Source organism: Luteolibacter sp. SL250, assembly GCF_026625605.1.
Classification (GTDB): domain Bacteria; phylum Verrucomicrobiota; class Verrucomicrobiia; order Verrucomicrobiales; family Akkermansiaceae; genus Luteolibacter.
On record NZ_CP113054.1, the window covers coordinates 320,902 to 333,668 of the forward strand.

At 63.3% G+C, this 12,767-nt stretch carries 12 protein-coding genes; 5 read left to right on the forward strand and 7 right to left on the reverse strand.

Annotation, left to right across the window (positions count from 1 at the left end):
• Both OVA24_RS01490 and OVA24_RS01495 read right to left on the reverse strand, forming a co-directional pair.
• Positions 1-339, reverse strand: a complete 339-nt coding sequence (locus OVA24_RS01490; RefSeq protein ID WP_267672781.1) for a type II toxin-antitoxin system RelE/ParE family toxin — start codon at positions 337-339, stop codon at positions 1-3.
• Positions 339-635 carry a type II toxin-antitoxin system Phd/YefM family antitoxin gene (locus OVA24_RS01495; protein ID WP_267672784.1) on the reverse strand — a complete coding sequence of 99 codons (297 nt, stop codon included), beginning with the start codon at positions 633-635 and terminating at the stop codon, positions 339-341. Before OVA24_RS01495 ends, OVA24_RS01490 begins: the two co-directional genes overlap by 1 nt.
• A gap of 129 nt (positions 636-764) precedes the next feature.
• Here OVA24_RS01495 and xerA point away from each other — a divergent pair, with 129 nt between their 5' ends.
• From xerA to OVA24_RS01510, 3 genes are all read left to right on the forward strand, one after another.
• On the forward strand, positions 765-1,655 hold the full coding sequence (gene xerA, locus OVA24_RS01500) for a site-specific tyrosine recombinase/integron integrase (RefSeq protein WP_324287882.1): 891 nt from the start codon (positions 765-767) through the stop codon (positions 1,653-1,655).
• Positions 1,652-2,314 carry an SGNH/GDSL hydrolase family protein gene (locus OVA24_RS01505; RefSeq protein WP_267672786.1) on the forward strand — a complete coding sequence of 221 codons (663 nt, stop codon included), beginning with the start codon at positions 1,652-1,654 and terminating at the stop codon, positions 2,312-2,314. Before xerA ends, OVA24_RS01505 begins: the two co-directional genes overlap by 4 nt.
• A 61-nt stretch (positions 2,315-2,375) precedes the next feature.
• Positions 2,376-3,020 carry a L,D-transpeptidase family protein gene (locus tag OVA24_RS01510; RefSeq protein WP_267672788.1) on the forward strand — a complete coding sequence of 215 codons (645 nt, stop codon included), beginning with the start codon at positions 2,376-2,378 and terminating at the stop codon, positions 3,018-3,020.
• 45 nt (positions 3,021-3,065) lie between these two features.
• Here OVA24_RS01510 and OVA24_RS01515 read toward each other — a convergent pair whose 3' ends face one another.
• Together OVA24_RS01515 and OVA24_RS01520 are read right to left on the reverse strand one after the other, a co-directional pair.
• The gene (locus OVA24_RS01515) at positions 3,066-3,788 is read right to left on the reverse strand and encodes a hypothetical protein (RefSeq protein WP_267672790.1); all 723 of its coding nucleotides are present in this window, start codon (positions 3,786-3,788) and stop codon (positions 3,066-3,068) included.
• A gap of 69 nt (positions 3,789-3,857) precedes the next feature.
• The gene (locus tag OVA24_RS01520) at positions 3,858-4,634 is read right to left on the reverse strand and encodes a hypothetical protein (protein ID WP_267672792.1); all 777 of its coding nucleotides are present in this window, start codon (positions 4,632-4,634) and stop codon (positions 3,858-3,860) included.
• 110 nt (positions 4,635-4,744) lie between these two features.
• On the opposite strand from OVA24_RS01520, the gene tyrS reads away from it, so the two are divergent.
• The gene (gene tyrS / locus OVA24_RS01525; protein WP_267672794.1) at positions 4,745-5,926 is read left to right on the forward strand and encodes a tyrosine--tRNA ligase; all 1,182 of its coding nucleotides are present in this window, start codon (positions 4,745-4,747) and stop codon (positions 5,924-5,926) included.
• A 20-nt stretch (positions 5,927-5,946) separates the two neighbouring features.
• Here tyrS and OVA24_RS01530 read toward each other — a convergent pair whose 3' ends face one another.
• Positions 5,947-8,313, reverse strand: a complete 2,367-nt coding sequence (locus tag OVA24_RS01530; RefSeq protein WP_267672797.1) for a DUF1592 domain-containing protein — start codon at positions 8,311-8,313, stop codon at positions 5,947-5,949.
• A gap of 40 nt (positions 8,314-8,353) precedes the next feature.
• Entirely contained in the window at positions 8,354-9,148 is a 795-nt protein-coding gene (locus tag OVA24_RS01535) for a hypothetical protein (protein ID WP_267672799.1), read from the reverse strand.
• A 137-nt stretch (positions 9,149-9,285) separates the two neighbouring features.
• On the opposite strand from OVA24_RS01535, the gene OVA24_RS01540 reads away from it, so the two are divergent.
• Entirely contained in the window at positions 9,286-11,265 is a 1,980-nt protein-coding gene (locus OVA24_RS01540; RefSeq protein ID WP_267672801.1) for an FAD-dependent oxidoreductase, read from the forward strand.
• A gap of 127 nt (positions 11,266-11,392) precedes the next feature.
• On the opposite strand, the gene OVA24_RS01545 is transcribed toward OVA24_RS01540, so the two are convergent.
• Positions 11,393-12,664 carry an NAD(P)/FAD-dependent oxidoreductase gene (locus OVA24_RS01545; protein ID WP_267672804.1) on the reverse strand — a complete coding sequence of 424 codons (1,272 nt, stop codon included), beginning with the start codon at positions 12,662-12,664 and terminating at the stop codon, positions 11,393-11,395.
• Positions 12,665-12,767: the final 103 nt, after the last annotated feature.

Here is a 12,767-nt window from a genome sequence, read left to right on the forward strand (position 1 = left end):
TCACTCGTCATTGGAAGTTTCTTCGCCAAGGCGGAGTCTCGCGCCGTGGCGGATATGGGCGATCCAAACGTGATCCCCACGAACCGTGTAGAGGACGCGATATTTCCAGAAATTTTTGCCATAGAGCATCTGTCGCACCTCCACATCAACCAGCCCGAGACGACTCTCAGGCGAAAGAGGATATCGCAGCGGAAATTTCGAGAGTGCCATGATTGCGGCCATCAAACCCTCATACCAGTTTTTGGCAGCAGTCTCGTCCGACCTTGCAATCCAAACGAACGCTTCCTCGATATTCTTCTCCGCTTCGGGAGAGAGGATGACCTGATGGAGTTCAGGCATCAGGGCGGCGTTTTACCGATGGCGAACTTTGAACGCATGCGGGCGTCAAAATCTCCGATCGTGATGAAACGGCCTTCGGCGACCTCCTGGAGTCCGCGGGTGATCGCGGCGGCGGATTCGTAAAGTTCAAGACGGTCAAGGAGGGCCTGATAGGCATCGGCTGTCTGCACCACCAATTCGGCACGCCCTTTGACGGTGAGTACTTCAGGCAGCCCGGATTGCCTCAGCCGTTTGACATGGCTCGCCGTGTGTCGCTGGAAATCGGTGAGAGAGTGGATGTTTTGTGTTTGGATCATGACTGGCCCTCAATCAGGGAATTTCCTGTTTTTTTCATGTTATCGATCTCCGATAGGGCTGTCAAGAAGGCGCCTAAATCACTTCAAATAACTTGGAAATTAAGCATCTCTCACTAATCTCAAGCCCTGATGAGCGAAGCGGACGAAACGGATTTCCTGTCCTTCCAAGGGACGGAGAAGAGCGCTTCCCCCCGCACGCTTGCGAACTACCGGGAGGCGCTGGCCGCCTACCGCACGTGGCGTGGCGTGAAGTTCAGCGGCTGGCGGGATGCCTCGGCGGATGACTTCCGGGACTATCTGTTCCATCTGATGAAGCAGGACTTCAAGCGGTCCACCATCCGCCTGCGGTTCGCCGCGCTGCGCTCGTTCTACAAATACCTGGTACTCCGTCGCGGGCTCGGGCGCAGCCCGGTGGCGGAGGTGCAACTGCCGAAGCCGGAGAAATCCCTGCCGGTGGTGCTGAGTGTTTCCCAGATCGACGAGCTGCTCACCCTGCCGCTGCGGGTTCCGCCGGGAAAGGCGGCCTTTACCTGGATGCCGATGAGGGATGCGGCGATCCTGGAGCTGTTCTACTCCAGCGGACTGCGGATTTCCGAGCTGATCTCGCTGGATGTCAGTGACATCGACTTTCTCGGGGAAACCGTCCGGGTGACGGGCAAGGGTGCGAAGGAGCGCATCGTACCCATCGGCGGGCCGGCCCTGGCGGCCATCCAGCGCTACCGGACGGAGGCAGCGGTCATTTCCGGACCGTTGTTCCTGAGCAGCCACCGCAAGCGCATCACCCAACAGGCGATCGACCTGCTGCTGAAGAAGTACCTGAAACTCAGCTCCATCCCGTTCCGGATCTCCCCGCACAAGCTGCGCCATTCCTTCGCCACCCACCTGCTCGACGCGGGGGCTGACCTGCGCAGCGTCCAGTCCTTGCTGGGCCACTCCTCCCTGTCCACCACCCAGATCTACACCCACGTGACGAAGGAGCGGCTGAAGGAAGCCTACGATACCGCCCACCCCCGCGCATGAAATTCCTGCTTTCCCTGTTCCTGCTTCTCGGGGCGTGTGCCCCCTTGGTCCACCAACCCCGCCCGATGGCGGATGCCCGCCGCGAGGTGCGTGACCGGCTGCGCGGAAAGGTGGAACCCTCCATCCTTTTCATCGGCAACAGCTACTCGTTCGGGGTGCCTGTGGCATTGAAATCGTTGGCTGCGGAGAACGGCCGCAGCATCCGCACCGGCCACTCCACCCACAGCGGCTGGACGCTGGCCCGTCATGCGAAACACGGGCCGACCCTGCGGAAAATCCGTAGCGGCCGGTGGGACATCGTGGTGCTGCAGGAATACAGCCTCAATCCGGCGAAGTTCAGCCTGTTGCGGGACCGCGAGATGTTCCCTGCGGTGCGGGCGCTGGCTGCGGAGGCTCGTGCCGCCGGGGCCATCCCGGTGCTTTACCAGACCTGGGGGCGGCGGGATTCCTTCGCCACCATGAACCCGAAGGTCCGCGACGGCTATCTGGCCGCCTCCCGGAATGCGGGCGGCCTCCTGGTCGTGCCAGCCGGGGACTACTGGGAGCGCGAGATTTCCGCAGGCCGTGGTGATGGCCTCTTCCAGCCGGATGGCAGCCACCCCACCCGGAAAGGCAGCCGGCTGACCGCCACCGCCTTTTACGACGCGTTCTTCCGTTAGAATCGAATCGTTGCATTTTCGGGGCTTCCGGGGTAGGAACCCCCGCGTCCTCCGCGTTCCCATGAGCAAAGCACGTCTGTTCCTCCAATTTTCCGCCGCATTCGGTGCCCTGTTGCTGGCGAGCTGTGCCACGAAGGTCGATCCCATGACCCTCGACAAGAAGAGCGATGAATACAAAAATCCCTATCCCGAAGGGACGTACGACCACTTCAAGGCCCGGAAGGACTATCCGAAGACCTATGACGTCTGGAAGAACGAGGAACTGCTCTCGAAGACGGACGCTTCCAACTCCAACATCTTCATCGACCTGAAAGGCCAGCGCGGCCACCTCAAGAACGGGGATGAGGTCGTGATGGACTACCCGATCTGCTCCGGCATCAAGAGCCGCCCGACGCCTCCCGGCACCTACAAGATCCTCGAGAAGATCGTGGACAAGAGCTCCAACCGCTACGGCCGCATCCTGGATGCGGAAGGTAACACGGTGAACGGGGATGCGGACGCCTTCAACGACCCGATCCCCGAAGGCGGCAAGTTCGTCGGTGCGTCGATGCGCTACTGGATGCGCCTCACCTGGGATGGTGTCGGCCACCACATCGGTCCGGTGAAGCGCTACCCTGCTTCCCACGCCTGCATCCGCGGACCGAGCAAGACCATGCCCCTCGTCTATTCCAAGATGAAGGTGGGCAGCACGGTCGTCGTCGAGTGATCCGGAGGGCCGTGCCGGGGGGATTCCCCGGCCCTGTTTGTTCCATCACTCCACGCGCCAGCAGAGGCAGATCATGTAGCTGAGGGAAGTGTAGTCCGTTCCCAGGTAGGTCCCGGTCGCGGGTTCGCTGTGGTGGGCCCAGAGGATGAAGTCGCCTTTGCCACCGGCCTTGAAGGTGACGTTTCCAGCGGCGTCGGACTCCATCCGCAGGGGTTCCGCCGTGGGGGAGAAAAGGGTGACCCGGGCTCCTGCCACCGGTTTGCCCTTGTAGTAGACCGTGGCCTTGCCGCCTTCCGCGGCGGGAATCACGTCGAGCGTGGTGGTCGGTTCTCCGGTTGCACCTGCAGGCTGCCAGCGGGCGAAGGCGGTGGTGAAGCTCGCGGAGGCAGGGCGTTCCGCCGTCGCCGCGCGCTTCCTCACGGGGAAGGTGGTCTGTGCCAGCAGCGGAAGCTTGGCGGAAGCGTCCTCCACCAGGAAGCCGTCTTCCTGCGGTTTCGCCTTGTAGAGTTCCGGCTCGATGCCGGATTTCGCGGGATACATGGACCAGACGGAGATGCCCTGCATCTTGTCCAACACGCCGGGGGACTTCTCGTACCCGGGCTTTTCGCCATTGGACCCCGCCTCGCCGAAGCGGGCGATGAATTTTCCGTCCTGGGTCCGTTCCAGCCAGAACTGGTGGGCGGATGCGGCCTGCAGGGTGAGTCCGGCGGCTCCGCCGCGGATGAGCCAGGAAAGCCAGAAGGCCCGTGTGAGACGTTGTTTCTTCATCCGCTGACTATGGGGCGGACGGCGGTGCACCGCGAACGCATGGTTGCGTTTGTCCGACCGTTCCTTGCCTCAGGACGTTTTCCGGCGGCGGAGGATCAACAGGGAGGCCACGCCGCCCAGCAACGCGGAGGATGGCTCCGGGATGACCGGGAGCAGCCCCACGGTCACCGCCTCGATCCCCACGTGGCTGGCCGAGTTGTTGACGCCGGATGCGGTGAACCGGACGGTCAGCAGGTCGTCCGCACTGTCCGGGCGGAAGACGATTTGGTAGGCTGCCACTTGTTTCGGGCCGACGTTCGCGAAGGTCAGCGTGCTGCTGGTCACGTCATCCAGACCGTTCAGGGAAAGCGAAAGGGCTCCCGTTGCCGCGAATCCACCGGCATAGAGGACCACGTAGTAGTCCTGCGTGGGATCACCCTTCACGGTGAAGGAAAAGCCGGAGCCGTTCGAGTTCAGCAGATCGTTGAACACCAGACCGCCCGTTAGGTTCACGTTTGTTCCTGTTGCAGGCGATGTCCCGCCGGTCCAACTGTAGCGGCCATGGGCGTCCGCGGTGGTTGATCCGCGCAGACCGGTGCCGTTGACGTTGGTGAGTCCGCTGATGAGTGTCGCGCCGCTCCTCCGGTTGGTTGGCGCGAGGGGCGCGGACATCACCGTCCCGGAATTGGAAGCCCAGTAGGCCCAGTCCTGGGTTCCGTTGGCCGTGAGGTTCACCGGCGTGGCCATCGTCGCGTCGTATTTCTCCGTCGCGTCGAGATAGAGCGTGGCGGCTCCGGATAATTCCGTGCCGATCAGGGTGAGGGTAGCGGCCAGACAGGCCCCCTGGATGCGGTTTCCGGGTTTCATAAACAGGGTTTGGGGTCCGTTACCCCATTAACCCATTCATGGCGGCCGGTCAAGTTCGCCTTCCCTTCCGCCTTGCCCGCGGCGCGATCGACGCTCTAAATCCCCGCCCCGTGACGCCAGAAGAACAACTCGCCATTCTCACCGCCGGCACCGCCAAGGTCCTTTCGGAAAAGGAACTGCTGGAAAAGCTCAAGCTCGGCCGCCCGCTGCGCGTGAAGCTGGGACTGGACCCGACCACGCCGGACATCCACCTCGGGCATACCGTGGTCTTCGAGAAAATGCGCCAGTTCCAGGAACTCGGCCACCAGATCGTCATCATCATCGGCGACTTCACCGCAACCATCGGTGACCCGTCCGGGCGCTCCGCCACCCGCCCTCCCCTCACCCGCGAGGCGGTTCTGGTCAACGCCCGCACCTACACCGACCAGATCTTCAAGCTGCTCGACCAGGACAAGACCGAGGTCGTCTACAACGGCGACTGGTTCCGCAAGATGACGTTCGAAGACGTCCTCCGCCTGAACGGCCGCGTCACGATGCAGCAGATGCTCCAGCGTGAGGACTTCAAGAACCGCATCGACAAGGGCCAGGAGGTCCGCCTGCACGAGATCCAGTACCCCATCGTCCAGGGCTGGGACTCCGTCGAAGTCCGCGCCGACGTCGAACTCGGCGGCACGGACCAGCTTTTCAACCTGCTCGTCGGCCGCGACCTCCAGAAGGAGGAAGGGATGCCGCAGCAGACCGTCATCACCATGCCGCTGCTCGAGGGCCTGGATGGTGTGAAGAAGATGTCGAAGTCCTACGGCAACTACGTCGGCGTGGACGAGCCACCGTCCGAAATGTTCGGCAAGCTGATGAGCGTGTCCGACGAGCTCATGGTCCGCTACTACCAGCTCCTGCTGGGCGTGGCGCTGGACCCATCCGTCCACCCGATGGAGGCGAAGAAGTCCCTCGCGGAGAAACTCACCGCCCGCTACCACGGCGAAGAGGCCGGAAAGGCCGCCCGTGGGGATTGGGACACCCGCTTCTCGAAAAAGGACCTCGCCGCGGCGGAACTTCCGGAACTTTCCCTCGCGGATCTGCCGGGTGAGCTGAACGTGCTCACGCTCACCGCTCATGCGTTCAAGTCCGCCTTCGGCCTGGAGAAGTCCAACGGCGAGCTGCGGAAGCAGTTCATCACCTCCGGCTCCGTCCAGCTCAACGGGGAGAAGCTCACCGAGCCGTCGGCCTCCGTGACTCCTGCCGCCGGGGATGTGCTGAAGCTTTCCAAGAAGCACGCCGTGCGCTTCGTCTGACCCGGCGGAAAATTCCCCGTTCAGGGTCTGACGAAGTAGTCGCTGGCGGCCACTTCCTGGATCATGGTGCGGAGGCCGTAGTGGTCCTTCGCGCTGGCGGCGAGGACGGCTTCCACGGCGGGTTGGTCCGTGACCTCCACCTTGCGGCCGCAGCCATAGACCATCAGCTTCCGGGCGAGGGCGCGGGCGATGACTTTCTCATCCCCGGCCAGCCAGTCGCGGAAGCCCTGGAAGTTCTGGAACGCATGGTTGTCCGGGGTTTCGCCGGAGGAATCGACCAACAGGGCAGGCATGTAACCACCTCCCTGCTTGGGCACGGCGCGGTATTTTTCGCGGTGCTTGCCGATGGGATCGAACTCCTCCAGGGCGAAACCCACGGGATCGATGCGGTCATGGCAGCGGGCGCATGAGGGGTCCTCCACATGCTTTGTCAGCAGGTCGCGCAGGGAGGTGGCGCCGCGGACGTCCGGCTCCACGGCGGGTACTCCGGGAGGCGGCGGGGGCACCGGCTGGCCCATCAGGCGGTCAAGCACCCACACGCCGCGGAGGACGGGTGAGCTGTGCGTGCCGTTGGCGGTGACTTTCATGATGGCGCCCTGTGTCAGGACGCCTCCGCGCAGGCTGTCAGGCGGCAGTTTCACCACCTGCATCCTTTCATGCCCTTTCACACCGGAGATACCGTAGTGGTCCGCCAGCCGCTCGTTCACCACCACGAAGTCGGAATCGACGAAATTTTTCACCGGCAGGTTCCGGTCGAGGATCTCGGTGAAGAAGCCCTTCGTTTCCCGCACCATCGACCTGCCCAGCAGCTCATCGTATTCCGGGTACATCTTCTTGTCCGGGGTGGTGGCGTCCATCTGGCGGAGGTCGAGCCATTGCCCGGTGAAGTTCTCCACGAACCTTTCGCGGCGGGGGTCCTTCAGCATCCGCACGGCCTGGGTGCGGCGGACGGCGGGGTCCTTCAGCTTGCCGGCGGCGGCCAGCTTGAGCAGCTCGTCATCCGGCATGGAGGACCAGAGGAAGTAGGACAGGCGGGAGGCGATGGTATGGTCATCCACCACGGAGTCCCGGTTCACCATGAGGAAATGGGGGGAGCAGAGCACGGCGCAAACGCCCGCCCTCACGGCTTCCTCGAAGCTGCGGCCTTCCTTCAGCCGGTCGAGCGCCAGGTTCACGAAGCGGTCCGCCAGCGGCTTTTCCACCGGGCGGCGGAAGGCGCGCGGCACGAAGGCGCGGATGATGCGCTCCACGTCCGCCTCCGGTGCGGAGGACATCACGTGGGAGAGTTTCGCCCCCTTCCGGTGGCGCATGTAGATGGGGGTGTCCGCCACCATCGAGAGTGTGGGGCTTTCCCCGAAAAGCTGCTTCTGTGCCTTTGACGGGAAATCCTGGTCCAGCGGGCCATGGGTTTCCGCGGATACCATGCCGATGCCCGGGCGGGGTTCATGTTTGTCCCTCCAGGTGACATGGCCGGGGAAGATCCACGGCAGGACGTGGATGGCGTCACCTTCGTTGAGGCGGGTGGTGAACTCGATGACGCGCGGGTTTTCCGGATCGCCCGTCACATCATGGATTCCCTGGAAATGGAGCTTCCCCGTACCGAACAGCCTCCCGGTGAAGATGCCCACGGTGAGGGTGCGGCCGCTCGGCTCATAGGGCCAGACGGTGACCTTGCAGCGGTAGATGCCGTCCTCGACGGGCTGTGCGCCGTCAAAACGCGTCGGCGGCCAGCCCGGTGAGAAGTCGATGAAGGCGCCGCTTTTCTCGATCACTCCGTCGTTTTTCTTTGCGACGGAGCCGATGTTCGACTTGTCCTCCATGGCCACGGCCTTGCGCGTTTCCGGTGGCAGCGGGACGAGGCGGCGGATCGTCCCGTCAAAGGCCGCGTTGGCGGCTTCGAGGTATTTTTCGATCAGCACGGAGGACAGGCTGAGGCCTTCCGCCACGTTGTCGAAGCCCTGCACCCGGGAGTCCTCAGGAAGCAGCTCGGCGAGGGGTGTGTCGATCCCCAGCAGGTCGCGCACGGTGTTCTCATACTCGTAGCGGTTCATCCTCCGCACGGCGATCGAGCCGCCTTTCCCCGCGGACGTCAGCCCGCCGGAGATGATCTCCTTGAAGGCGGCGACCTCCGCGGCCTCCGGGCGTTTCTCGTCTTTCGGCGGCATGTCGCCGTATTCGATGGCCTCAAGGACCTCTTTCCATTGCTCCAGCTCGTGCGGCGGTTTCTGAAGGTCGTCGAGCCGCAGCTTCCCCTTCTGCTTGTCAGGGCCGTGGCATTTCACGCAGTGCTGTTCCAGGAACGCGTCCATGGTTTTCGCATCATCCGCGAACGCGGTGTTTGCGAAAAATGCGGCGCAGAGCGGCAGCAGCAGGCGGGATCCGTGCATATCGGCGTGAGAAAAAAGCGTTTCCGGCAGGGAAGTCAATCTAACGGGCCCGCCGCCGGCGGCAGGCTGCGAGGGGACCCGCCCCGGCCAGCAGCAGGCCCAGGGAAGGCTCCGGGATCAGAGTGAGGGTGTCGTCACGGGTGAAGTTGTCGATGTAGATCTCGTTCTTGCTGTTCGAGAAGGCCCGGAACTTGAAACTGTTCAAGGTGACGGCCTGGGTGTGCGAATAGCGGCCGCCGTCGATGTAGGTCCCCGTGGCCATGTCGAGGAAGAAGAGGGCGGACTCCTTGGAGGCGAGGGAAGCGGTGCCGCCGGTCGGGATGGATACCACTTCGGCTACTCCGGTGCCGTTGTGGAGCACGAATGCCTTGTAGTGGTGGTCCAGGGTGAGCACCGGGAGCGATCCGGAGGCGAGGGCGGTGTTCGAGGCGACCGCGATCGCACCGTTGTTGATGCTCCATGCGGTGAACGCGCCGGTGGAGGTATTGTTGTTCAGGTCGCTCGCGCCCAGTCCGAACGTCAGCGTCGTGGTGGCTCCCGTCGGCTCGTAGAGATCGAAGTGGTGGGTGGAGACCGTGGTCGCGGAAAGGCCGGAGGCGTTGACCGTCCCGGCGGCGAGGTTGCCGTTGATGGCGAGGAATTTGTTTCCGGTGCCGAAGGGGGTGGCGGTGGTGTCATCCAGGATCCGGGCACCCACATTGTTGTTGCCTGAAAGCGGACTTCCGGAAGACAGGTTGGCGCCGGTGGTGAAGGATTCGAAGGTCTGGGTGAATACCACCGCCGCGTGGAGCGGGCAACAGGTGGCCCAGAGCAGGAAGGGGATGACCGGTTTCATTGTGGGTTTTTGGGGGGATGGGAACCAGACGGTTACGCGTTGGCGGAGCCGGACATTTCCGCATGATGCGCATTTTTTGGATGGGTGTCCCGTGATCGGAAAGAAATCCCCTCCCCTCCCCGTAGCCGCCTGTCCGCATGAAACCCGTCATTCCGCTTTTTCTCCTGTCGTCGCTGGTCGCTTCCGCCCAGCCCACCACGCCGAACCCCGGCCTGAAATACTACTACCCGGTGCCGGCGGCGAACCCCGCGCAGGTCATCGAGGCGGACGTCTGTGTCTATGGCGGCACGCCCGGCGGCGTCTCCGCGGCGGTGCAGGCCGCCCGCATGGGCAAAAAGGCAGTGCTCGTCGTCTTCCGCCGCCATGTCGGGGGGATGACCTCCGGCGGTCTGACGGCGACGGACATCGGCAACCGCAAGGCCATCGGTGGCTTCGCGAATGAGATCTACGCGCACATCGGCAGGACGTCCGGTTTCAGACCATCGCTGGCGGAGGCTGCTTTCCTGCATTTCCTCAAGGAAGCGGGAGTCACCGTCTATTACGAACACCGCCTGAAGGACGTGGCGAAGGAAGGCAACCGCATCACCTCCGTTTCCTTCGAGAACGGGAACAGCGTGAAGGCGAAGATGTTCGTGGACGCGACCTATGAGGGCGACCTCTTCGCGAAGGCCGGAGTTTCGTTCCATGTCGGCCGGGAGAGCAACGCCACCTACGGCGAGACCATCAATGGCGTCCAGTTCCGCAAGTCGCACAACTTCAACGTGAAGGTGGATCCGTATGTGAAGCCGGGGGACCCGTCCAGCGGCCTGCTGCCCACCATTTCCGCCGAAGACCCCGGGAAGACGGGCGAAGGGGACAAGAAGATGCAGGCCTACAATTTCCGCTTCAACCTTTCCAACTCCCCCGAGCGCATCCCGTTCCCAAAGCCGGAAGGATACGACCGCGGGCGCTATGCCCTGTATGAGCGCTATGTGAAGGTCTCACCGAAGCCCCCCGTCCCCTTCCAGCTCCACAACGGGGACTGCAACAACACCGGCGGCTTCTCCACCGACCACATCGGCGCGAACTATGGCTGGCCGGAAGGTGGCTATGAAGAGCGGGAGAAGATGTTCCAGGACCATGTGAACTACCAGCAGGGCCTGGCCTGGTTCTCCGCCAATGATGCGGAGGTGCCTCAGGAGATCCGGGCGAAAGTCTCGGCCTTCGGCCTTCTCAAGGGTGAATTTCCGGAAACCGGCGGATGGCCCCACGAGCTCTACGTGCGCGAGGGACGCCGGATGGTGTCCGAGTATGTGATGACCGAGCATGAGTGCACCTCGCGGAAGATTCCGGAGGACTCCGTCGGCCTGGCCGCCTATACCATGGACTCCCACAACTGCCAGCGCGTGGTCATCGACGGTGCGGTGCGCAACGAGGGCGACGTGCAGGTGCGCACTCCGCGTCCGTATTCCATCAGCTACCGCAGCATCGTGCCGAAGGAGAGCGAGTGCGCGAACCTGCTGGTCAGCGTGTGTCTTTCCTCCTCCCACATGGCCTACGGTTCCATCCGCATGGAGCCGGTGTTCATGATCCTCGGCCAGTCGGCGGGAACCGCGGCCTCGATGGCCATCGACTCCGGCAGCGCCGTGCAGAAGGTGGACTATGCGAAGCTGAAGGAGCGCTTGCTCGCGGACAAGCAGATCCTCGTCTGGGACGCCCCTCCCCTCACGGAGGAGGAAAAGGCGATGGCCCCGGCGGGCATCGAGGTCGATGACGAGGCCGCGTCCAAGACCGGCGAATGGACGGAAGCGGTCGCGGGCGGCTACCTCCACGACAACAACGATGGCAAGGGCACCAAGAGCATCACCTATACCCCGGACCTGCCGAAGGACGGCAACTACGACGTCTATCTGACCTGGAGGAAGAACGGCAACCGCGCCACCAACGTGCCGGTGGAGATCACCGGAGCGGATGGCAAGAAGTCCGTCAAGGTGGACCAGCGCAACAAAGGCGGCTGGGTGAAGATCCACTCCGGCAGCTTCAAGGCGGGCAAGTCCTCATCGCTCACCATCTCGAACAAGGACACGAACGGCCACGTCATCGCGGATGCGGTGCGCTGGGCGCCCGCGGCGAAGTAACCCGGCAGGGCGGATCGGCCTGATCCGCCGGGACTTGAATGTGGACCGGACGGCGGGCTTCCCCGCTTTCCGGTTCTTTCCTTTCAGCCGGAGGAGAGGCCTCATCGCCGCGAAGTGAGCGGCGGCCTCACCGGACGTCGATGCGCTTCGCGATGGGGATGTATTTGTTGAGCCAAGCGAGGAGGAAGAACGCCCGGAGGCGCCACCGGACCGCCCAGGACAGGCTGGTGCGCCCGGCCAGCACCGCGTTGATGGAGCAGACCATGCCCCAGCGGTTGTAGGGCTGGAAGAAGATCTGCGCGAAGTGCAGACGGTAGAAGTTCTCGATGAACTCCCAGTAGATGGCGATGCGGCGGCGGTTGTCCTTTTCGTAGAACTTCATCTCCGCGGACAGCGGGTCGTCCTTCTTCAGCGCGGCGTCGATGGCCTGCGCGCCCTGCTGGCCGGAGGTCATCGCCAGCATCACGCCGCTGGAGAACATGGGGTCGATGAAGCCGGAGGCATCCCCCACGCGCAGCAGGCGGGGCGAGGCGAGGATGTCGTTCTTGTAGGAGAAATCATTGATGACGTGGAACTGGTCCAGCGACTGCGCGTTCGCGAAGCGCTTGGCGACGGCGGGGGTGTCCGCCATGGCATCGGCGAAGACTTCCGGCGGCTTCTTTCCGAGTGCTTTGAAGTCCGCCGCGTCGATGACCAGGCCGACGCTGGTCTTGTTCTCCTCCAGCGGGATCATCCACACCCAGGAACGCTCACGGCGGATGATGAGGATGTCCCCCTCGTGTTCCCCCTTGGGCATGTACACGTTGGAAAAGTGGCCGAAGATCGCCAGCTTCCTGTGGGTGGGGTAGTAGCGGCGGAGCTTCTCCTTGTTTGCGGTGAAATTGTTCAAACCGCTGGCGTCGATGAGGTAGCGCGCGGTGACCTCATGGTCGGCCAGGTCGAGCGAGCGGTACTTGAGGACGACGCGGTCTTTTTCGATGCGGTAGTCGGTGACCATGCACTCCTCCGCCACGTCCGCCCCGGCTTCCCGGGAGTGGTCCAGGAGGATCTTGTCGAACTTCGACCGCTCCACCTGCACCGCCTGCGGATATTCGGTGAAGGAACCTTTGGAGAAATCCAGGCGGTTGCCGCGGGTGTCGTCGCCGAGGATGAACTGGGCCGCCCGCTTGGTGGTGAAGCCCGCGGACTCGATCTTGCCCCAAACGCCCAGCTCGTTGAAAATGCGTCGGTTATACGGAAGGAGCGACTCACCGATGTGGAAGCGGGGGAACTTCGACTTTTCCAGCACCAGCACCCGCCGTCCCGCCTGCGCGAGCGTGGTGGCTGCCGTCGATCCCGCGGGGCCGCCACCGATGATGATGACATCCCATTCCGTTTCCCTGTTGTCGTTTCCAGACATGCGTGAGGAATCTGCCCCAACCTCATGCGGGCTGCAATTCCATATCACGGTGTCCCCAGATGGAAGGGAGGAGACAGATGCCATGACCACGGTTCGACCGGAG

Bases quoted from the DNA above. Each gene is read 5' to 3' on its own strand.
- OVA24_RS01540 (WP_267672801.1), top strand. From the start codon at position 9,286: ATGAAACCCGTCATTCCGCTTTTTCTCCTGTCGTCGCTGGTCGCTTCC.
- OVA24_RS01495 (WP_267672784.1), bottom strand. From the start codon at position 635: ATGATCCAAACACAAAACATCCACTCTCTCACCGATTTCCAGCGACAC.
- OVA24_RS01490 (WP_267672781.1), bottom strand. From the start codon at position 339: ATGCCTGAACTCCATCAGGTCATCCTCTCTCCCGAAGCGGAGAAGAAT.
- xerA (WP_324287882.1), top strand. From the start codon at position 765: ATGAGCGAAGCGGACGAAACGGATTTCCTGTCCTTCCAAGGGACGGAG.
- OVA24_RS01515 (WP_267672790.1), bottom strand. From the start codon at position 3,788: ATGAAGAAACAACGTCTCACACGGGCCTTCTGGCTTTCCTGGCTCATC.
- OVA24_RS01545 (WP_267672804.1), bottom strand. From the start codon at position 12,664: ATGTCTGGAAACGACAACAGGGAAACGGAATGGGATGTCATCATCATC.
- OVA24_RS01510 (WP_267672788.1), top strand. From the start codon at position 2,376: ATGAGCAAAGCACGTCTGTTCCTCCAATTTTCCGCCGCATTCGGTGCC.
- OVA24_RS01505 (WP_267672786.1), top strand. From the start codon at position 1,652: ATGAAATTCCTGCTTTCCCTGTTCCTGCTTCTCGGGGCGTGTGCCCCC.
- OVA24_RS01520 (WP_267672792.1), bottom strand. From the start codon at position 4,634: ATGAAACCCGGAAACCGCATCCAGGGGGCCTGTCTGGCCGCTACCCTC.
- OVA24_RS01535 (WP_267672799.1), bottom strand. From the start codon at position 9,148: ATGAAACCGGTCATCCCCTTCCTGCTCTGGGCCACCTGTTGCCCGCTC.
- OVA24_RS01530 (WP_267672797.1), bottom strand. From the start codon at position 8,313: ATGCACGGATCCCGCCTGCTGCTGCCGCTCTGCGCCGCATTTTTCGCA.